The organism is Patulibacter defluvii (assembly GCF_034096925.1).
GTDB classification, from domain to species: domain Bacteria; phylum Actinomycetota; class Thermoleophilia; order Solirubrobacterales; family Solirubrobacteraceae; genus Patulibacter; species Patulibacter defluvii.
Genome location: NZ_JAWZSQ010000017.1, coordinates 79537 through 99042 on the forward strand (window position 1 = coordinate 79537; position 19506 = coordinate 99042).

16 protein-coding genes are annotated in these 19506 nt (G+C 75.4%); 9 read left to right on the plus strand and 7 right to left on the minus strand.

Features of this window, described 5'->3' with window-relative positions; genetic code table 11:
* Positions 1–4 precede the first annotated feature (4 nt).
* Genes SH587_RS16860 through SH587_RS16890 form a run of 7 tightly spaced genes read left to right on the plus strand, consistent with a single transcriptional unit; the run spans position 5 to position 9355 of the window.
* Entirely contained in the window at positions 5–1528 is a 1524-nt protein-coding gene (locus SH587_RS16860) for an MlaD family protein (RefSeq protein ID WP_320671806.1), read from the plus strand.
* Positions 1528–2988 carry an MlaD family protein gene (locus SH587_RS16865; protein WP_320671807.1) on the plus strand — a complete coding sequence of 487 codons (1461 nt, stop codon included), beginning with the start codon at positions 1528–1530 and terminating at the stop codon, positions 2986–2988. The genes SH587_RS16860 and SH587_RS16865 overlap by 1 nt, the downstream gene beginning before the upstream one ends.
* A complete protein-coding gene (locus SH587_RS16870; protein ID WP_320671808.1) occupies positions 2985–4355 on the plus strand; it encodes an MlaD family protein in 1371 nt (456 codons plus the stop codon). The genes SH587_RS16865 and SH587_RS16870 overlap by 4 nt, the downstream gene beginning before the upstream one ends.
* Entirely contained in the window at positions 4352–5845 is a 1494-nt protein-coding gene (locus SH587_RS16875; protein ID WP_320671809.1) for an MlaD family protein, read from the plus strand. The genes SH587_RS16870 and SH587_RS16875 overlap by 4 nt, the downstream gene beginning before the upstream one ends.
* Positions 5842–7185, plus strand: a complete 1344-nt coding sequence (locus tag SH587_RS16880; RefSeq protein ID WP_320671810.1) for an MlaD family protein — start codon at positions 5842–5844, stop codon at positions 7183–7185. The genes SH587_RS16875 and SH587_RS16880 overlap by 4 nt, the downstream gene beginning before the upstream one ends.
* On the plus strand, positions 7182–8534 hold the full coding sequence (locus SH587_RS16885) for an MlaD family protein (RefSeq protein WP_320671811.1): 1353 nt from the start codon (positions 7182–7184) through the stop codon (positions 8532–8534). Before SH587_RS16880 ends, SH587_RS16885 begins: the two co-directional genes overlap by 4 nt.
* 38 nt (positions 8535–8572) lie before the next feature.
* Positions 8573–9355: a DUF4386 family protein gene (locus SH587_RS16890; RefSeq protein ID WP_320671812.1), complete on the plus strand. Its 783-nt coding sequence runs from the start codon at positions 8573–8575 to the stop codon at positions 9353–9355.
* A gap of 52 nt (positions 9356–9407) precedes the next feature.
* Here the strand turns inward: SH587_RS16890 and SH587_RS16895 are convergent, their stop codons facing one another.
* Entirely contained in the window at positions 9408–9860 is a 453-nt protein-coding gene (locus tag SH587_RS16895; RefSeq protein ID WP_320671813.1) for an SCP2 sterol-binding domain-containing protein, read from the minus strand.
* A 312-nt stretch (positions 9861–10172) separates the two neighbouring features.
* Between SH587_RS16895 and SH587_RS16900 the strand changes: the two genes are divergently transcribed.
* The gene (locus SH587_RS16900; protein ID WP_320671814.1) at positions 10173–10574 is read left to right on the plus strand and encodes an SCP2 sterol-binding domain-containing protein; all 402 of its coding nucleotides are present in this window, start codon (positions 10173–10175) and stop codon (positions 10572–10574) included.
* 4 nt (positions 10575–10578) lie between these two features.
* Positions 10579–11730: a spirocyclase AveC family protein gene (locus tag SH587_RS16905; protein ID WP_320671815.1), complete on the plus strand. Its 1152-nt coding sequence runs from the start codon at positions 10579–10581 to the stop codon at positions 11728–11730.
* Between the two features lie 48 nt (positions 11731–11778).
* On the opposite strand, the gene SH587_RS16910 is transcribed toward SH587_RS16905, so the two are convergent.
* The 6 genes from SH587_RS16910 to SH587_RS16935 are packed head-to-tail and all read right to left on the minus strand — an operon-like array spanning position 11779 to position 19495.
* The gene (locus SH587_RS16910) at positions 11779–12585 is read right to left on the minus strand and encodes an alpha/beta hydrolase (RefSeq protein ID WP_320671816.1); all 807 of its coding nucleotides are present in this window, start codon (positions 12583–12585) and stop codon (positions 11779–11781) included.
* A complete protein-coding gene (locus tag SH587_RS16915) occupies positions 12582–13406 on the minus strand; it encodes an alpha/beta fold hydrolase (RefSeq protein ID WP_320671817.1) in 825 nt (274 codons plus the stop codon). The genes SH587_RS16910 and SH587_RS16915 overlap by 4 nt, the downstream gene beginning before the upstream one ends.
* Complete coding sequence (locus tag SH587_RS16920) at positions 13403–14803, minus strand: wax ester/triacylglycerol synthase family O-acyltransferase (RefSeq protein WP_320671818.1); 1401 nt, start codon at positions 14801–14803, stop codon at positions 13403–13405. The genes SH587_RS16915 and SH587_RS16920 overlap by 4 nt, the downstream gene beginning before the upstream one ends.
* Positions 14800–15810 (minus strand): NAD(P)H-dependent glycerol-3-phosphate dehydrogenase, encoded by a 1011-nt coding sequence (locus tag SH587_RS16925; protein ID WP_320671819.1) that lies wholly within the window; start codon positions 15808–15810, stop codon positions 14800–14802. The genes SH587_RS16920 and SH587_RS16925 overlap by 4 nt, the downstream gene beginning before the upstream one ends.
* On the minus strand, positions 15807–17279 hold the full coding sequence (locus SH587_RS16930) for an HAD-IB family hydrolase (RefSeq protein WP_320671820.1): 1473 nt from the start codon (positions 17277–17279) through the stop codon (positions 15807–15809). Before SH587_RS16930 ends, SH587_RS16925 begins: the two co-directional genes overlap by 4 nt.
* Complete coding sequence (locus SH587_RS16935; protein ID WP_320671821.1) at positions 17276–19495, minus strand: glycerol-3-phosphate 1-O-acyltransferase; 2220 nt, start codon at positions 19493–19495, stop codon at positions 17276–17278. Before SH587_RS16935 ends, SH587_RS16930 begins: the two co-directional genes overlap by 4 nt.
* Positions 19496–19506: the final 11 nt, after the last annotated feature.

Consider the following 19506-nt stretch of genomic DNA (forward strand, 5'->3'; position numbering starts at 1 on the left):
ACTCGTGTCAGAGCAACAGGACACTCCGCGGCTGCCCCTGCGCCGAATCGGCGAGAGCGGGCGCCCGTCCAACGGCGGCCCGCCGCCGCGCCGGCGGCCGCCGCAGCGCCGCGGCGGCGGCCCGCTCGCCGCCGTCCGCTGGCTGATCGGCCACCCGTGGATGATCGTCGGCGCCGCCGCGGCGGTGGTCTTCGCCTTCTGGGTCGTCGGCACCCGCGAGCAGCAGCACGTCGTGCGGGCCTCGTTCTCGTCGGCCTTCAACCTGGCCCGCGGCCTCGACGTCCAGGTCGACGGCCTCGACGTCGGCAAGGTCGGCGCCGTCGAGTACGCCGACGGCCGCGCGATCGTCGAGATCGCCATCAACGACGACGACTACTGGCCGCTGCCCAAGGGCACGACGGTCACCAGCCGCTGGGGCACCACGATCGGCTCGGGCACCCGCAAGCTCGACCTCCAGCTCGGCCCGCGCGACGCTCCGGCGATCCCCGACGGCGGGATCATCGCCGCCAAGGACACCCGCCCGGCCGTCGAGGTCGACGAGGTCCTCAACACGCTCAACCAGGACACCCGCGACGAGGTCAAGTCGCTGAACGGCAACGTCGACCGGGCGGTCTCCGGGACCGAGGCCGACGCCAACCGCGGGATCGCCGCGACCGGTCGCGGCCTGCGCGAGATCAACGGCTTCGTCAAGGACCTCGGCAGCGACACCGTGGCGCTGCGCGGGCTGGTCCGCAACAGCGACCGGCTGACCCGCACGATCGCCAGCCGCGCGCCGGCCGTCAGCGACCTGGTGACCGTCGCGGCTCGGACCTTCGAGGCCTTCGGCTCGCGCACGCGCGAGATCCAGGCCACGCTCGACGGGGTCGCGCCGGCGATGGGCGAGGCCCGCACCACGCTCGCCCGCGTCGACGGCAGCGTCGGCCGGCTGACCGCGCTGGTCGGCGACGTCCGGCCCGGCGTCGCCGAGCTGAAGCCGCTGGCGCGCGTCGCGACCCCGGCCCTGAACCGGCTCTACGGGATCGTGCCGACGGCGCTCGCGACGGTCCGCACGACCACCGCGGTCGCGCCGCAGCTCAACACGCTGCTGACCAACGGCACCCCGTTCCTGCGCAAGACCGAGCGGATCCTGCGCGAAGCCGAGCCGATCGTCCGCTGCCTGCGACCGTACGCCCCCGAGGCCGGCGGCGCCGTGATCGGCGCGGCCAGCTGGATGCAGACCTACACGCTGAAGTCGAAGGAGCCGCCGCCGGAGACGCTGCTGCTCGACCAGCCGATGCCGTACCGCGGCCGCGAGGAGAACGGGCTGATCCGGCTCGGCGGCGTCCGCGCCGGTCCGCAGGCGTCGACCGCGACGGTCCATGCCTGGCCGTCGGTGATCACGCCCGAGCTGTTCACGAAGATCGGCCTCAAGAAGTACGCCTACCCGCGGCCTCCCGGGCTGACCGCCGACCAGCCGTGGTTCATCCCCGAGTGCGGGGTCGGACCCGAGTCGCTCGACCCGAGCAAGGACCCCGAGGAGCGCCCCTGATGAACGTGCGACGGATCGCCGCCGGCGCGCTGCTGCTCGCGGTGCTGCTGGTCGGCTGGGTGCTGCTCAGCGGCGACGACGACGGCTACCGGGTCGAGGTCGAGTTCCCGAACGCCGGCGGATTGCGCAAGAACTCGTCGGTCAAGATCGCCGGCGTCCCGGGCGGGACGGTCAAGGCCCTGCGGATCACCGATCGCGACACCGCGATCGCGACCCTCCGGCTGGATCCCGACGCGGCCCCGATCGGCCGCGGCGCGTCGGCGGCGATCCGCCCGACCGACCTGCTCGGCGAGCGCTACGTCGCGCTCGACGTCGGCGACCAGCGGCGGCCGCTGGCCAGCGGCGCCACGATCCCGCGCACGCGGGCCACGCTGCCGGTCGAGCTCGACGACGTGCTGAACACGTTCGACGCCGACACGCGGACCCGGCTGCAGGTCCTGATCAACGAGTTCGGCGTCGCCCTCGGGTCGCGCGGGAAGGACCTGGCGAAGCTGCTCGACGCGATGCCGCCGTCGCTCGACGACGCTCGCCGGCTGGTCGCGGAGATCGCGAACGAGAACGGCTCGCTGACCCAGCTGATCGACCAGGGCGACCGGATCGTGGCCTCGGTCAACGGCAAGCGCGACGACCTGACCGGCCTGATCGAGCAGGCCGACCGCACCCTCCGCGAGGTCGCCGAGCGGCGGGCCTCGCTGGGACGGACGCTCGACGCCGCGCCCGGCGGCCTGGCCCGCCTGCGCAGCACGCTGGCGCAGCTGGACACGACGGCCACCAGCCTGCGGCCCGCCGCCGCCGACCTCGAGCGGGCCGCCGGCCCGCTGCGGGGCACCCTGGCGGCACTGCCCGGCTTCCGCGAGGCCGCGACCGACAGCCTGAAGGCCGCGACCGCCGCGGCGCCGAAGGTGGAGAAGCTCGGCCGCGACGCGGTCGCGCCGCTCCAGCGGCTGGTGCCGACGCTGCAGACGCTGCGGCAGGTCTCCGACACCGCCACCAAGCCGCTGAACCAGCTGGAGAAGCGGTCGTTCGAGGACGCGCTCTGGTTCCTCCAGAACTGGTCGCTGGCGACGAAGAACCGCGACAGCCTCGGCCACTTCGTCGGGGCCAAGGTCTCGGTCGGCACCCAGACCCTCTACAGCATCCTCGACAGCCTCCGGCCGGCGATCCCGAACGGGTCCGACGACCCGTCGGTCAACTGGCCCGATCCGGAGAAGGCGTCCGCGGCGGCCCGCGCGGCCGTCCGCCGCCGCGCGACCGGCGACGGCGACCGCGCGACCGCCGGCATGCTGCCGCAGGTCGTCGGCCACCTCAGCGGCGCGGTCCGCGAGACCGCCGAGACGGTCGCGCCGCGGCGTCGGCCCGCGCCGCCGGCGGAGCCCACCACCTCCGCCGCCCGAACGACCCCGAGCCCGGGCGACCGCGAGCCGGTCGCCGCCCTCCTCAACCACCTCCTGGGACGATGAGACGAGTCGGACGCCGCGCGGCGGGACGCCGCACCAGCCGCCTGTCGGTGCTCGCGATCGGGCTCGCGGCGCTGGCCGTGCTGGCCACGATGGCGTGGGTCGGCTACCGCGCCGCGGACACCGTGCCGGGGCGCGAGTACTACAACCTCGAGGCCGAGTTCGACGGGGCGGACAACCTCTCCAACCACTACGAGGTGCGGATCGGCGGCCTCCGTGCCGGCCAGATCCTCAACCCGCGGGTCAAGGACGGCAAGGCGCTCGTCGACCTGCGGCTGGACAAGCGGTTCGCGCCGCTGAAGTCCGACACCCAGATGCGGATCCGGCTGCGGTCGGCGGTCGGCGTCCGCTACCTGGAGCTGATCCCGGGCCGCTCCGGCCGCGACCTGCCGGAGGGCGCGACGATCCCCTCGTCCAACGCCAAGATCCCGGTCGCGCTCGACGACGTGCTCGGGACGCTCGACCCGGAGACCCGGACCCAGGCCCGCAGCCTGCTCGGCGAGCTGGGCGGCGGTGCGGCCGACTCCGGCCTGGCGCTGAACGCGGCGCTCAAGCAGCTGCCGCCCTTCCTGCGGACGCTCGAGCGGTTCTCCGAGCCGCTGGTCCAGGAGCCGGGCATCACCAGCCGCCTGATCCGCTCGACCGCGGGCGCCACCGCCGCGATCGATCCGGTGCGGGAGACGCTGGCCGCCGGCTTCGGCCCCGAGCGCGACGCGCTGGCGCCGCTGGCCGACAACGCCGACGCGCTCGGCGCGACGCTCGACGAGGCGACGCCGACCCTCCGCCAGGCCCAGGCCCAGCTGCCCGAGGTCGACCGGCTGGTGCGGGCGGTCGGCGGCCTCGCCCGCGACGGCCGTCCGGCGCTGCGCGCGGCCCCGGTCGCCCTGCGCGAGACGACGACGCTGATGCGCAGCTCGCGGCCGGCCCTGCGGCACGCCAAGGGCACGCTCGACCGGGCCAAGGACGCGGTCGATCCGACCGTCGGGATGCTCCAGGCGCTGCAGCCGCAGCTCGGCCGGGTCGACACCGCGTTCGGGTCGATCCTGCCGACGCTGCGGGCCGTCGCGCCGCGCTCCTGCGACCTGAGCAACATCTTCACGGGCTGGAGCGAGATGATGAAGTGGGGCAACCCGCAGACGAACTACATCCGCTTCCAGATCGCCTTCCAGGCGGCGGACATCCTCGGCGGGCACACGGCGAACAAGCTGCCCGGGCCGGACGGCCGGCCGATCCTCGAGAACCTGCTCCACACCACGCCCTACCCGGCGCCCTGCGTCGGCGAGGAGGGCGAGGCGGGGCTGCCCGTGCCCCGGGTCGAGGAGTCGGCCAAGGGGCTCACGTACTCCACCAAGTTCCCGGTGATCCGATGAGCAGGCGCACGCGCAGGTCCGGCCGCGGCCGGTTCGAGATCCAGCCGGGGCAGCACCGCCCCAAGCACGTCCGCAACGGCGCCTTCTTCGTCGCCTTCGTCGCGGTCTTCCTCTGGGTCATCTACACCAAGCCGACGGTCCCCGGGTTCGGGACGTCGGGGACCGAGGTGACCGCCGACGTGGCCAGCGGCGCCAACGTCCGCCCCGGCTACACGCCGGTGCGGGTGCAGGGCGTCGACGTCGGCCAGGTGACCGGCGTCGAGCGGGCGCCGTCCGGCCGCGGGGTCCGGATCAGCTTCCGGGTCGACGACGGCAAGGGCGTCGCGGTCAAGCAGGACGCGACCGTGGCGCTGCGCTGGCGGACGCTGCTGGGACGCAACCTCTACGTCGACCTGCAGCCGGGCTCGCGCAGCGCGCCCGACCTCGGCGGGCGGACGATCGCGCTCAACCGCACCACCGTCCAGAACGAGCTCGACGAGGCGATCGAGCCGCTCGACGACGACGGCCGCCAGGCGCTGAAGACCGTCGTCCGCGAGTTCGACCGCGGCTTCGCCGACGGCACCGGCTACCGCCAGACGACGAAGTCGCTCGGGCCGGCGATGCGCGCCCTCGGCAGCGGTCTGCGAGCGCTGCGCGGGACCGAGCCGGGCGACCTCCAGCAGCTGGTCCGCGAGACCAGCGCGACCGCCGGGGCGGTCGCGCGCAGCGAGGTCAACCTGGCCGGCATGATCACCAACGGCCGCCTGGCGCTCGGCGTCACGGCCGCCCGCCAGGCCGACCTCCGCGGCCTGCTGAGCGCCGCGCCGGGCGCGCTGGCCGAGACCCGGGCGACGATGGCCCGGCTGCGGACCACGCTCGACGTGCTCGACCCGCTGGCCGAGCAGCTGCGCCCGGGGGCCCGCAAGCTCGCCGGCAGCGCGCAGCAGGCCCGGCGGCTGCTGGTCGCGGCCACGCCGCTGCTGCGCGACGCCGAGCCGACCGTCCGCGACCTGCGGCCGGCGGTCCAGGACCTGACCCGGCTGACCGGCTCCGGCAACGACTTCATCGGTGCGATCACGCCGACGCTCGATCGCCTGATCCACCCGATCCTGCCCTGGGCGCGGCAGAAGAACGTCGAGGCCGACCGGCCCAACTACCAGCTGATCGGCCCGACGCTGTCGAACGTCGGCGGCGCCACCTCGTACGGCGACCGGCTGGGCGCGGTGGCGAACTTCGAGGCCGGCGTCGGCGAGTCGGTCGAGGGCCTCTCGCCCTGCAAGACCTGGATCACCAACTCGTACATCCCCGCCGACCAGAAGGTCCAGTGCGAGCTGCTGGTGCGGGTGCTGACCGGCGTCATGACCGGCACCCCGCTCGACCAGGTGCAGGTGAAGGGCGGCGCGGTCTCCCAGGCCACCACCCGATCGCTGCTGAAGGACAAGCCGGAGCTGCGGGCCGTCGCCCGCGGTCTCCGGACCGCCGACCGCGAGAAGAAGGAGGCGACGCGATGAGCGACACCGCCGGCCTCGACCGCCTCAAGCTCGAGCTCAAGCGAGCCGTCCGCCCCGCGCTGCTGTTCCTGGCGCTCTGCCTGGCCGGGCTCGCCACCGCCGTCTACATCGTCAAGAACCTGGCCGGCGACAAGCCCTGGGTCGACTACGTCTCCTACAAGGTCGCGTTCGACAACGTCGAGGGCGTCTCGCCCGGCCGCCACGAGCTGCGGATCGCCGGCGTCAAGGCCGGCTCGATCACCGACTCGCGGCTGGAGAACGGCCAGCCGGTGCTCGAGATCAACGTCGAGAAGCAGTACGCCCCGCTGCACACCGACGCCAAGGTCGCGATCCGCCCGGTCACCGCGCTCGAGGACATGTACGTCGACATCGAGAGCCGCGGCAGCCGCAAGGCGCCGATCCTGCCGCCCGGCGGGACGCTGTCGGTCCGGCGGACGAAGACGATGGTCGAGGTCGGCCGGGTGCTGAACGTGCTCGACGAGGACACCCGCCCGCGGCTGGCCCAGCTGCTGACCCAGCTGGCCCGCGGGACCGACGACCGCGGCGCCCAGCTGCAGCGGTCGTTCGCCCAGCTCGGCCCGTTCCTGGAGACGGCGACCCGGCTCGGCGACGCGCTGACCAGCCGCCGCCGCAACGTCGCCCGGCTGGTCCACAACTTCGGCGACCTGACCCGCGTCCTCGCGACCCGCGACGACCAGTTGGCCGGCTTCGTCGACGGCGGTCAGAAGGTCCTGGCCACCCTCGCCCAGCACGACCGCTCGCTGGCCGGCACGATCGGCCAGCTGCCGGGCACGCTCGGGCAGCTGCGGACGACCTTCGCCAACCTGCGCCGGACCGAGACCACCCTCGACTCGGCGCTGCGCTCGCTCGGGCCGGTGGCCAAGGCGCTGCCGACCGGGCTCGACGAGCTGGACCGCTTCTCGCGCGAGGCGACGCCGGCGCTGCGCTCGCTGCGGCCGGCGGTCCGCCAGCTGCGGCCGCTCGCCGCCGAGCTGCCGCGGACCTCGGCGGTCGGCGAGCAGGCGCTGACGCCGCTGGTGCGCCAGGCCAGCCAGCTGAACATCGGCACCAAGCTGCTGCAGCCCTGCCTGCCGATCGTCTCCACCTTCCTCAACCGGATCATGTCGATGACGAAGTACGGCGACAGCTACCGGACGAACAACGCCCGCGCGACGGTGGTGGTGGACTTCCACACCCCGCTCGAGCTGATCAAGGACCCGGACTGGCGGATCGCGCCGCCGTGCTTCAAGGATCCGCAGGCGGCGATGAAGGCCAACGGGCCCGGCACCGCCGCGCTGCCCACGCCGGACGCGCCGGAGAGCAAGGAGACGGGCCGATGAAGCAGCGACGCCTGGCCGGGAAGTCGCTGGCGCTGATCGCGCTGCTGATCGGCGCCGGGGCGATCCTCGCCTACTTCTACACCACCGCCGGCGGCCGGCTGCCGTTCTCGGAGAACCCCTACCGGGTGACCGCGGTGATGACCGACTCGCAGCAGCTGCTGAAGCACGCGGACGTCCGCGCCGCCGGGGTCAAGATCGGCTCGGTCGGCCAGATCGACAACGTCGGCGACCGGATCCACGTCCAGCTGGAGCTCGACCGCAAGTACGCGCCGCTCTACCGCGACGCGAAGGTGCAGGTGCGCCAGAAGACCCTGGTCGGCGAGAACTACGTCGAGGTGACCCCCGGCTCGCCGCGCTCGGGCGCGCCGCTGGCCGACGGGGCGACGCTGGCCGTCAGCCGCCAGCGCGAGGCGGTGCCGATCGACCGGGTCCTGAACTCGCTCGACGCCGAGACCCGCCGCGACGTCAGCCGCAACCTCCGCTCGGGCGGCAAGACGGTCCGCGGCCGCGCCGCCGACCTCCAGGCCCTCTTCCGGCGGGTGCCGCCGCTGACCGACGACGCCGACCGCCTGGTCTCCGTGCTCGACGAGCAGCGCGACCAGGTGCGGGCGCTGGTCCGCAACACCGGCACGGTGATGCAGGCGATCAGCGCCCGCGGCGGCGACTTGCAGTCGCTGATCCGGACCGCGAAGACGACCGCCGAGGCCGTCGCCGCCCGCGACGCCGCGGTCCGCACGACCTTCGAGTCGCTTCCGCCGACGCTGCGCCAGGCCCGCGGCAGCATCAGCACCCTGCGGGCCTTCTCCCGCACCGCCACGCCGGTCGTCGACGACGCCCGGACCTCGCTCCAGACGCTGCGGCCGGTGCTCGACGACCTGGCGCCGACGGCCGTCCGGGCCCGCAAGCTGACCGACGAGCTGCCGGCGCTGTTCCGGGCCGCGAACCCGGCGCTCGACCAGCTGCGGACCTTCAGCGGCGACGCCGACGCGGTGGTGCCGCGGCTGGAGAACGTGCTCCGCCAGGCGAACCCGGCGCTGAACTACCTGAAGCCGTACTACCGCGACGTCGGCAGCCTGGTGTCGAACTTCGGCAAGGGCCTGATGTTCGACAAGTGGGGCGGCATCGGCCGCTGCCTCTGCCCGATCACCGACCGGGTGTTCACGAACCAGACGCCGGAGATCCGGGCGATCCTCGGGCTGCTGCTCGACCAGGACCCGGTCAAGTCGCTCGTCCACGCCGCCAACAACGCCTACCGAGAGCCGGGCTCGCTGCCGTACACCGACAAGGAGTACAGCGGCAAGTACCCGCGGGTCGAGGCCGAGGCCGGCGGCCCGCGCGCGGACCCCTGATGGTCGACGGAGCGACCGACGTGCGCGAGGATCGCGCGATGAGCCCGACGGACGCGCCCGCCCCGGCGGCCACCGCCGCCGACCGCGAGGTCCTGGAGCGCGAGCGGCGGATCGGCCGCGTCGTCGGGCCGGCCGGGCTGGCCAGCGTGGTCGCGATGGTCGCCGCGGTGATGCTGGCCAGCGCCGCCACCACCGGGTCGGCGAAGCCGGTCGGCCCCGGGTTCTCGGACGAGCCGATCGATCGCGCCCGCCACCTGGCCGACTTCCACGAGAACGTCGCCGAGCACACGGGAGCGGTGCTGTCGCGCTCGATCGGCCTGGCGCTGGTGGCCGTGGTCGGCCTGTTCCTGTGGACGCTGGTGCGCCGCCGCGATCCGCGGGCCGCGCGGCCGGCGGTCGCCTGGCTGTCGCTGGTCGGTCCGGGACTCCTGATCGGCGCCACGCTGTTCGGCTTCGTGGCCCTCCAGGGGGTCGCCGACGACTTCATGGCCGGCGGCGCGCGGACCACCGCGCGGGCGCGGGAGCTGATCGACGACTCCGGCGCGCTGCGGGCCGCGAGCGTCGCCGACGGGGCGACGCGGATCGTGTTCGCGATCTGGCTGGCGCTGCTGGCGGCCGGCGCGATGCGCGTCGGGCTGCTGACGCGGTTCCTCGGCTACTGGGGGGTCGCCGCGGCCGGCTCGATGGTGCTGCTGCCGATCGGCGACGCGATGCTGGCCGGCTGGGTCGGCAGCGTCGCGGTGCTGGCCCTCGGCTACTGGCCGGGCGGGCGTCCGCCGGCCTGGAGCAGCACGACGCCGCAGCCGACCGAGGCGATCTAGCGCCCGCCCCCGGCGGCGGGCCGGCCCCGTGCGGGCCGGACCGCCGCGGCGGTCAGGAGCGGACCCGCCCGAGGGCCGCGTCCATGCCCGGGTTCGGGACCGCGTCCGGCGCGCTGCCGACCTGGCCGCGCCAGACGTCGAAGTCGAAGCCCTTGAGGATCGGGGCCACCCGCAGGAACTTGCGGACCGGCCCGGAGTACTCGACCTTGCCCTGGGCGACGGCGATCGGCAGCGGCAGCCGGTCCGCCAGCATGTCGAGCCACAGCGGCGTCGGTGCGCGGAGGTGGATCTCGGCCCGCTCGTCGACGCCGGCCCGGGCCTCGATCGGCGTCCCCGCCAGGTAGAGCGTGCAGCCGGTGCCCTCGGGGGCGTCGGTCAGGTGCAGCGCGACGGTGGTCCGGGCGAACGACATCCGCTCGGCCAGCTCCGGCTGCTGCGCCGCCCGGGCGAAGAACGCCTCGAGCCGTTGGACGAATTCCTGTGGGTCGACCGTCTGCCGCTGCACGCGCACCACTCCTCCCGCCGCCCGCGGCGGCGCTCTCCACGCTCTCCAGCCGACGCGCGAGGCACCGGCACCAACCTCGCCAGGCTCCCACGGGGTCTCCGGAGCGAACGTCCTCGGATCGGAGGAAGGCCCTCCTCCGATGGGGGCAGCGGCGGCCTGCGACCGCGAGCGGGCGGCACCGTTCGATGGACGGATCTCCTCCTGGGGAGAGATGTCCGCCCCATCGGCGGCCGGCGAGTCTGCCCGCAGGAGACCGCCGTGGGGCCGGTGCCCCTCGACGGCTCGCGACCACCAAGGACGAGGAGCGACGAGATGGCCTTCTTCAAGGACGCCGACGAGGTCTACCAGTACATCGGCGGGGTCTTCCGCCAGGCGAGCGAGCACCCCGAGGCGGGGCCGAAGCTGCGCGCCTCGAACGTCGTGATGCAGGTCTACTACACCGACCCGGACAGCTCGCTGACGATCCGGATGAGCGACCCGATGGAGGTCGTCGACGGCGGCGACGAGCCCGACGCCGACGTCAAGCTGTGGATGCCGGCCGACATCGCCGACAAGTACTGGCGCGGCGAGTACAACCTCGCGGTCGGGCTGGCCAAGGGCAAGGTCAAGGCCCGCGGGCCGGTCAGCAAGATCCTCAAGCTGGTCCCGGTGACCAAGCCGCTCTTCCCGCTCTACCGCGACCTGGTGGGCGAGAAGGACGCCGCGGCCGCCTGACGTCATGAGCGCGATCGAGACCACGGCGCCGCGGCTGGGCCCAGCGCCCCGGCCGCCGACGCCGCTCCTGGCCGACCCCGACGAGCCGGCGCCCTCGCGCCGCTGGCTCGTCGTCGCGTTCGGCGTCCTGGCGCTGATCTTCGGCGCGATGCTGGCCGTGGCCGAGACCGGCCCCGGCGCGCTCCGCGACCCGAACCCGATCGGCACCCACTGGGTCAACGGCAACCCGCGCGCGAACGCCCCGTTCCTGGGCTTCGACTACTGGCCGCAGCTGTGGCAGGCGGTCGGGTTCGGCGGCGCGGCGATCCTGCTCGGGGTCTTCGGCTGGCGCTCGTGGCGCTCGCGGAAGCTGGAGAACGGACTGCTGGTGACCTTCGCCGCCGGCGGGATGTACTTCTTCGACCCGTTCTACAACTGGCTCGGGTACTTCCCGACCGACCCGCGGTTCCTGCACATCCCGCACGGGACGATCCCGTTCTGGTCCGATCTGGCCCCGACCTTCGAGCCGGTCTTCTTCTTCCCGCTCTACATGGTCTGGCTGGTCTATCCGGCGCTGCTGACGCACTGGATCTGGGGCCGGCTGCGCAACCGGGCGCAACGCCGCAAGGGCCCGGACACGTGGATGCAGCGGCACCCGCTGATCAGCCTCCTGATCGTCTGCAAGTGCGTCACCTTCACCCTCGACCTGGCCGGCTTCCGGGCCGGCACCGTGACCGAGGCGTTCATCTTCAGCCAGGCGCCGGGGCCGCTGATCTCCGGCGGCGACACGTCGCAGGCGCAGCTGCTGTGGGAGCCGCTGCTGTTCGAGCTGACGATGATGGCGACCTGCCTGCTGTTCTACCGCGACGCCGAGGGCCGGACGCCGCAGCGGCGGCTGGCGCGCAAGCTGCGGACCTTCGCCCGCTTCCCGCGCTTCACCGAGTTCGCCGCGGCCTGGTCGATCATCGCCCTCGCCTACGTGGTCTGCCTGGTCGGGATGGGCACGCTGCGCTTCACCGGCCAGACCGACAAGCTGGCCCAGCCGTGGCCCTACGAGGACACCCAGGTCTACGACCCGGACGGGCTCTACCGGCAGGCCGGCGCCCCCGGCCTCAAGCGGACCGGCGACGGCAACTGGAACGGCACCCGGCCGACCTGGGACGGGACCCGGCCGTGACCCGGCGGGGGCGGCCGCCGCGCGTGGCCGCCCCCGCCCCCGCCGCCGTCAGCCGACGAGCAGCCGGTCGAGGAACCGGTCGAGGTCGGCGCGGATCTCGTCGCGGTTGGTCTCGTTGAGGACCTCGTGGCGGGCGCCGGGGTAGACATGCTGCTCGACCGCGGTCGCCCCGAGCCCGCCGATCGCGGTGCGGGTGACGGCCAGCGGCGCCAGCGCGTCCTCCTCGCCGTGCAGCCACAGCAGCGGCAGGTCGCCGAGCGGCGGCGCCGCCGCGATCGCGGCCACCGCGGCGGCCACGCCCTCCAGCGTCTCGCGCCGGAACGGCCCGTGGTGGACGAGCGGGTCGGCGGCGTAGGCGGCGCCGACGGCCGGATCGCGCGACAGGATCGCCGGGTCGATCGGGACCTCGGGGATCGGGTCGAGGTCGAGCAGCGCGAGGATCTCCGGGTTGCCGCCGATCACGGGGCCGCTCAGCGCCAGCCCGGCCAGCGGCAGCAGTCGTCGCTGGGCCAGGCGGGTGGCCACGATCCCGCCGAGCGAGTGGCCCAGCAGCGCCAGCGGCAGCTCGGGCGCGTCGGCGAGGGCCCGCTCGCCGACCAGGGCCAGGTCGTCGGCCAGCCGCTCGAGGTCGGGCAGCAGCGCCCGCTCGCCGTCCGAGCAGCCGTGGCCGGCGTGGTCGGGGGCGACGACCCGCCAGCCGCGGGCGGCCAGGTGCTCGCCGAGACCGGCGTAGCGGCCGGCGTGCTCGCCGTAGCCGTGGGCCAGCAGCAGCAGTCCGCGGGGGACGGGCGGCGACCAGCGGTGGACGGCGATCCGTCCGTCGCGGCCGTCGAGGAGGTCGGTGGTGGCGGTCATGGCTGGAGCGCTCCGTGGGCGTGGTCGACGCGGCGAGCCGCGTTCAGGATCGTGCGGGCCACGAGGGCCGGGTCGTCGAGCATCGGGACGTGGCCGACGCCGCGCAGCCGCACCAGCTCGGCGGCACCGCTGGCCTCCAGCCACGGCCGACCGTAGCGGTCGAAGGGCAGCGTCCGGTCGCGCTCGGCCCAGGCGACGGTCAGCGGGGCGTCGAGCGGCGGCCCGCCGCGCAGCGGCCGGTCGCCGGCGACCCAGTCCAGGAACGCCGGCACGATCGTGCAGGCGCGGGCGTCCGCGACCAGGTCGAGCGCGTCGGCCAGCGGCACGTGGTCGCCGCGCTCGGCGACGGCCCGCAGCCCGATCCGGCGCGCCCACGGCTGCCGCAGCAGCCGGTCGGAGAGCGCCGGTGCGCGGTGCAGCGCCTGGTGGCTGCCGCGGATGATCCGGATCACCCGGTCGAGGTCGCGGCGGCTGCTCCAGGCACCGGCCGGCGACAGCGCGACGACCGAGCGCGCGCGGCCGCGGCGGGCCAGCTCGAGCGCCACCCAGCCCCCGAGCGAGTTGCCGGCGAGGTGGGCGGTCGCGATCCCCGCCGCGTCGAGCTGGGCCTCGACCGCGTCGACCAGCGACGGCACCCCGAGCCGGGCCGCCGGCGGCGGCGGAGCGGCGCCGGCGTGGCCGGGCAGCGACGGCGCGAGCACGTCGTGGTGGGCCTCGAGCGCGGGCATCAGCGGCCGCCAGACCCGCCACGAGCCGGTGAAGCCGTGCAGCAGGACCAGCGGCGTGCCGTCGCCGCCGCGGTGCAGCGGGGCGATCGTCATCGGCGCACCGTCGCCGTCGCCGGGACGGCCCCCGGCGCCAGCGCCAGCAGCTCGTCGAAGCCGGCCGCGAGCGCGTCCAGGAACCGCTCGGGGTCGGTGATCGCGGCCCGGTCGTGGTTGACGCTGACGCAGCAGCTGTCGCCGTGGCTGACGAGCAGGATCATCGCCGCGCAGCCCGGCAGCGGCCCGAAGCCGTAGAGCCGCTCGACCCGGGCCCCGGCCAGGTAGACCGTCTCGCGGATGCCCGGCACGTTGCTGGCCTGCAGGTCGCTGGCGCCGGCGACCTGGGCGACCAGCCGCGACAGCAGCGGCGCCGGCAGCCGCGCGAGCACCGGCGCCAGCGCGCCGACGGCGTCGAGCGCGCGCTCGTCCCGGACCCCGCGGACCGCCTCGCCGATCGCCCGCATCCGCGCGACCGGGTCGGCGGGCCCCAGCGGCCCGTCGATCCGGGCGGCGGCGAAGCGGTTGCCGCCGGCCGGGTCGTCCGGCCGCCGGATCGAGATCGGGATCGCGATCGGCAGCGCCGACCGCGGCGACCCGAGCGCGTCGTGGTAGCGCGCGAAGCCCCCGAGCAGCGCGGCCAGGAAGGCGTCGTTGAGGGTCGCCCCGGCGCTGCGGGCGGCGGCGCGCAGCCCGTCGAGCGGGACGTCGATCGCGTGGAAGCACCAGTGGCCGTCGCGGGCGGCCAGCAGCGGCGAGGGCGTCGAGCGGGCCGCCCCCAGCACCCGCCGCAGCGAGCGGGCGTAGCCGGCGGCGTCGAGCGCGGCGGTCAGCGGGCGGCGGACGACGCGCGGCAGGCCGCGGGCCACCCGCGCCAGGTCGCGGGCGTCGCGCCGCAGGCGGACGGCCAGCGGTCCGGGGCGCGGTCCGGCCGGATCGTGCGGGCGCGGCTTGTCGGGCGTCGGCGCGCGCCGGCGGGAGTGGAGGCCGCCGAGCAGCTGCATCCCGGCGGCGCCGTCGAGCGTGGCGTGGTGCAGCTTCAGGACGTAGGCGGCGCGGCCGTCGGGGAGACCGTCGACGAGCACCGCCTCCCACGGCGGCCGGGTGCGGTCGAAGGGCGCCTGGGCGATCCGCGCGACTCGCTCCAGCAGCGCCGGCCAGTCCTCGCCGGGCGCCAGCGCGGTCCGGTGCAGGTGGCGGCCGAGGTCGAAGTCGGGGTCGGGGGCCCAGGTCGGCCCGGCCAGCCCCAGCGGTCCCTCGACCACCCGCTCGCGGAACCGCGGCACCATCCGGCTGCCCCACTCGTGGGCCGCCGACAGCCGCTCCCACTCGGGGCAGCGGTCGAGGATCTCCAGCGCCACCACCGTCGAGCTGAGCGCCGGGTCGGCCTCGGCCCGCCACATCACCGCCTCGATCGGCGTCAGGTCGCCGCTCTGCCAGATCGACGTCGTGCTCATGCGACCGCGTGCCCCTCGCTCTCGGGCGCGATCCGGCGCAGGCCGCGGTAGGCCTCGGCGGGCCGGCGGCCGGCGTTGACGACCGCGTCGACCTCGGCCGCGATCGGCACGTCGACGCCGTGGCGGGCGGCCAGCTCGACCACCGGCCGGACGGTCACCAGCCCCTCGGCGACCTGGTCCATCTCGGCCACGATCTCGGCCACCGCGCGGCCCTCGCCGAGCGCGACGCCGACGCGGCGGTTGCGCGACAGCGGGCTGGTGCAGGTGGCGATCAGGTCGCCCATCCCGGTCAGCCCGGCGAAGGTCGCGGCCTCGGCCCCGAGCGCGACGCCCAGGCGCGTCATCTCCGCCAGTCCGCGGGTGATCACCATCGCGCGGGTGTTGTCGCCGACGCCGAGCCCGTCGGCCATCCCGGTCGCGATCGCGACCACGTTCTTGAGGATCCCGCCGAGCTCCGAGCCGATCACGTCGGCGTTGCGGTAGACCCGGAAGAGGTCGGCGCGGAAGAGCCGCTGGAGCGCGCGGGCGACGTGGTCGTCGGCGGTCGCGACGACCGACGCGGCGGCCATCCCGTCGAGCACCTCGCGGGCCAGGTTGGGCCCGGAGAGGACGGCGACCGGGTGCTGCGGCAGCTCCTGGCCGAGGACCTCGCTGGGCCGCAGCCGCGTGCCGACCTCGAGCCCCTTGACCAGCGACACCAGCGGCACCCACGGCCGCAGATGGGCGGCGGCGGCGACCGCGGTCTCGCGCAGCGCCCGCGACGGCACCGCCAGCACCAGCACGTCGCTGGCGGCGACGACCGCCTCGAGATCGCCGCTGGCCCGCAGCCGCGGGTGCAGCGCGCGATCGCCCAGGTAGCGGCGGTTGCGGTGCTCGCGGTCGATCTCGTCCGCCTGGGCCGGGTCGCGGGCCCAGAGCGTGGTCGGGGCGTTGGCGGCGGCGATCGAGGCGACGGTCGTCCCCCAGGACCCGGCGCCGAGCACGCCGATCGCCGGCGGCCGGGTCATCGGGCCGCTCCCGCGGGCAGCCGGGCCGGGGCCGCGGCGGGCCAGTCGTCGAGCGCCGCCAGCATCAGCTCGCGGACGTGGTCGCGGTGGACGGCGACGGTCTCCGGCCGCCACTCGCCGGTGGCGACCGGCGGCAGCACGACCACCTCGACGGTCCCGGGCCGCACGAGCTGCGCGCCCCGCCACTGGACCTCGTCGATCCCGCGGAAGACGATCGGCACGATCGGCACCTGGGCCTGCATCGCGACGTGGAACGGTCCCTTCTTGAACGGTCCCAGGCGCGGGGTCGGGGTGCGGGTGCCCTCGGGGGAGACGGCCAGCGAGACGCCGCGGCGGAGCTGCTCGACCACCGGCTGCATCTGGGCGATCGCCGCCCGGCCGTCGCTGCGGTCGATCATCGCCATCCCGGCCAGCTGGAAGAGCTGGCCGAACATCGGCACCTTCTTCGCCTCGGCCTTGGTGATCCCGGTGAAGCCCTCGCGCAGCAGCTTCATCATCACGATCGCGTCGAGCTTGCTGCTGTGGTTGAAGACGAAGACGCACGGCCGCGCCGACCACAGGTGCTCGGCGCCGCGCAGGACCCGGACGTCGACGCCGGCCGCGGCCAGGCTGACGTCGGCGCCGACCCCGATCGCCAGGTCGAGGAACGCCGGCCGCGAGCGGCGGGCGAGGCCGACCCCCGTCGCCGTGCCCATCGCCGCGGCGAAGCCGCCGTAGAGCCCGACGGTGCGGGCGACGTCGCCGGCGCGCGGCCGCGGCGCCGGTTCGCGGCACTCCAGCAGCGGCCAGCCGTGGCGGGCGGCGGCGCGCCGCAGGTCGTCGTCGGGGGCGATCGCCGCGCCGTGGCCGACGGCGGCCAGGAAGGGCACGTCCTCGCCGCCGTTCGAGTAGGCGAACGAGGCGCCGACGTCGGCCCCCAGCCGGTCGGCCAGCCGGGTCAGGGCGGCGGCCTTCTCGACGCCCCACAGCGGCGGACCGTCGCGGCGTCCGGTCAGGCGCCCGTCGCGGACCGCCGCGCGGGTGCAGAGGACGCGGTCCAGCTCGAGCGCGTCGGCCGCCGGCTCGGTCTGGAACGGCAGCGCCGACGACGCGAGCACCAGCGTGTGGCCGCGGCGGCGGTGGGCCTCGATCAGGGCGTAGGTCTCGCGCCGCAGCTGGGCGGCGATCCGCTGCTTGAACAGCCGCCGGCCGAGCGCGTGCAGCTCGTCGGCGTCGTGGCCGGCCAGCCGCGCCAGCGAGGCATCGAGGAAGCCGGCGAACGCGGCGTCGTCGACCAGGCCCCGGCGGCGCGCGCGCAGCAGCTCGGCCAGCTCGCCGAGCCCGATCTGGCGCTGGCGCAGCCGGTGGGCGTAGAACGCGGTCGCCGAGTAGCCGGCGACGATCGTCCCGTCGTAGTCGAAGGCGGCCAGCACCGCCGGTCCGGCCGGCGCGCGTTCGATCCGCGCCAGCAGCTCGTCGAGGGTCGTCATCGGTCGGCCTCCCGGCGGTCGAGCTCGCCGAGCGCGAGCAGGTCGTCGCGCAACGCCCGGACCTCGTCCCGCCAGCGTCGGCGGCGCGCGCGCAGCTCGTCGCGGCCGGGGTCGACGAGATCGCGGTTGGCGGCCAGCCGCAGGGCGGCGTCGAACGACTCGCGCCCGAGCGCCTCGGGGTGGACGATCCGCCGTTGCAGCAGCAGCTGGCGGCCGACGTCCAGGCACTCGCCCAGGAACGGCTCGCGCTCGACGGCCCGCCGCGGCTCGCGCGCGGCCAGCCGCTCGGCGACGACCAGCTGGGCGTCGACGAACGAGCCCAGCACCCGCTCGGCCAGCAGCATCGGCGCCGTCCGCAGCAGCGCGTCGGCGGCCGCGCCGTCGAGTCCGTCCGTCGTGCCGCCGAGCAGCCCCAGCTCCTGCTCCAGCCGCTCGCGGAAGCGCGGCTTCTCGGCGAAGAAGAACTCGAACTTCAGCAGGTCGCGCAGGGCCAGCACCTCGGCCCAGCCGCGGGCCGCGGCGTCGGCGCCCGCCACCCCGCCGTCGCGGGCCAGCCGCAGCAGCGCGACCTCGACGATCGCGCGATCGACGACGTGGTGGAGGACCCCGTTGCGGTAGAACGCGGCGACGTGGTGGCGGCCGTCGGCGATCGACCAGACCGGCTCGGTGCCGTCGTCGTAGCGCAGCAGCACGCCGGCCTCGACCAGGCTCTCGAGCCCGCGCCGGAGCCCGGCCGGCCGCCGCAGCTCCGCGACCGGGCCGCGCAGGCCGCGACGCTCCACGTAGTCCAGCAGCGGTGCGCTGAGGGCCTCGATCTGGGCCACGTCGAGCGCGGTCCCGCGGGCACCGAGCAGCGCCAGCGTGACGAGCGAGGTCGAGGTCACCGGCGTGACCGCGTTGATCGCGTCGCAGATCCGGAACGCGACCTTGTCGAGCTGGGCCGGTCCCTCGCCGGCCTCGCGCAGCGCCTCGCGGAAGCGGAACGGCTCGCCGACGTGGATCCGGGCCTTGCCGACGTGCAGCGACTGCGAGCGCACGTAGCGCGCCCACCAGCGCAGGTCCTCGCGCTGCTTGGTGCCGCCGGTCTGCTCGGCCGTCATCGTCCCGGCCTCGCGCAGCCGGTCGTAGACGATCGAGACCGGCACCAGCAGCACGTCCTCGGCGCGGTCGTCCTCCAGCGCCTCGGCCAGGTACCGCAGCAGCCCCAGCTTCGGCGGCCGCAGCTTGCCGGTCCGGGTTCGGCCGCCCTCGATGTACCACTCCAGGTTCAGCCGCTTGGCCACCAGGTGGCCGAGGAACTCGCGGATCGCCAGCTTGTAGACGGCGTCGCTGCCGAAGCTGCGGCGGATGAAGACGACCCCGGCGCGGCGCCCGAGCGGGCCGAGCGGCCACCACGACATGTTCGCGCCGCCGAGGATGTGGTTCGGCGGCAGGTCGTTGGCCGCCAGTGCCTGCTGGAGCACCAGCGGGTCGACGTACGAGCGGTGGGTCGGGAGGAAGACCAGCGCGTGCTCGCGGTTCAGCGCCCGCAGCCGCGCGAAGCCCTCGGCGTCGGCCTCGACCGTCCAGGCGCGCGCGTGCAGCGGCCGCATGAACGCCTGGTACAGCTCGGTCCCGAGCGGGCTCTGGACCGTCGCCAGCTCGGTCAGGCAGGCGCCGGCCTCGCGCCGGACCTCGTCGAGCGGCCGGTCGAGCGCGGCCGCCAGCTGCGTCAGCCGCCGCTCGAAGCGGGCGCTGCCGGCGATCTGCTCGGCGACGTGACGGGGGACCTTGAAGCGGTCGCCGCGCAGCGAGCGCTCCGCCCGGTCGCAGGCGAGCGCGCCGCGCTGGGTCACGAAGCGGGCGAAGTCGGCCGGGCTGCTGCCGCTGGCCTCGGCCCGGAAGCGGGCCCGCAGCTCGTCGACCGTGCCGGGGGCGCCGGCGGCGACCCGCGGCCCGATCCGCGACGGCAGCAGCCGCTGGAGCGCCGGCGAGGGACGGCGGGCGACGACGCGGGCGGCGACGTCGAGCGGCCCCGCGCGATCGGCCTCGCTCGGGACCCAGCTGACCCGGGCCGGCGCCACCAGCAGGTCGTCGGCGTCGGCCAGCAGCGGCGCCAGGCCGGGGTCGCGCTCGTCGATGACCGCCGCGCCGGGGTGCTGCTCGCCGGCCCAGGCCCGCAGCGCCTCGCGTTCGCGGCCACCGCGCACGTCGAGCGTCAGCACCACGGTCGGCACGGCGTCGCTCC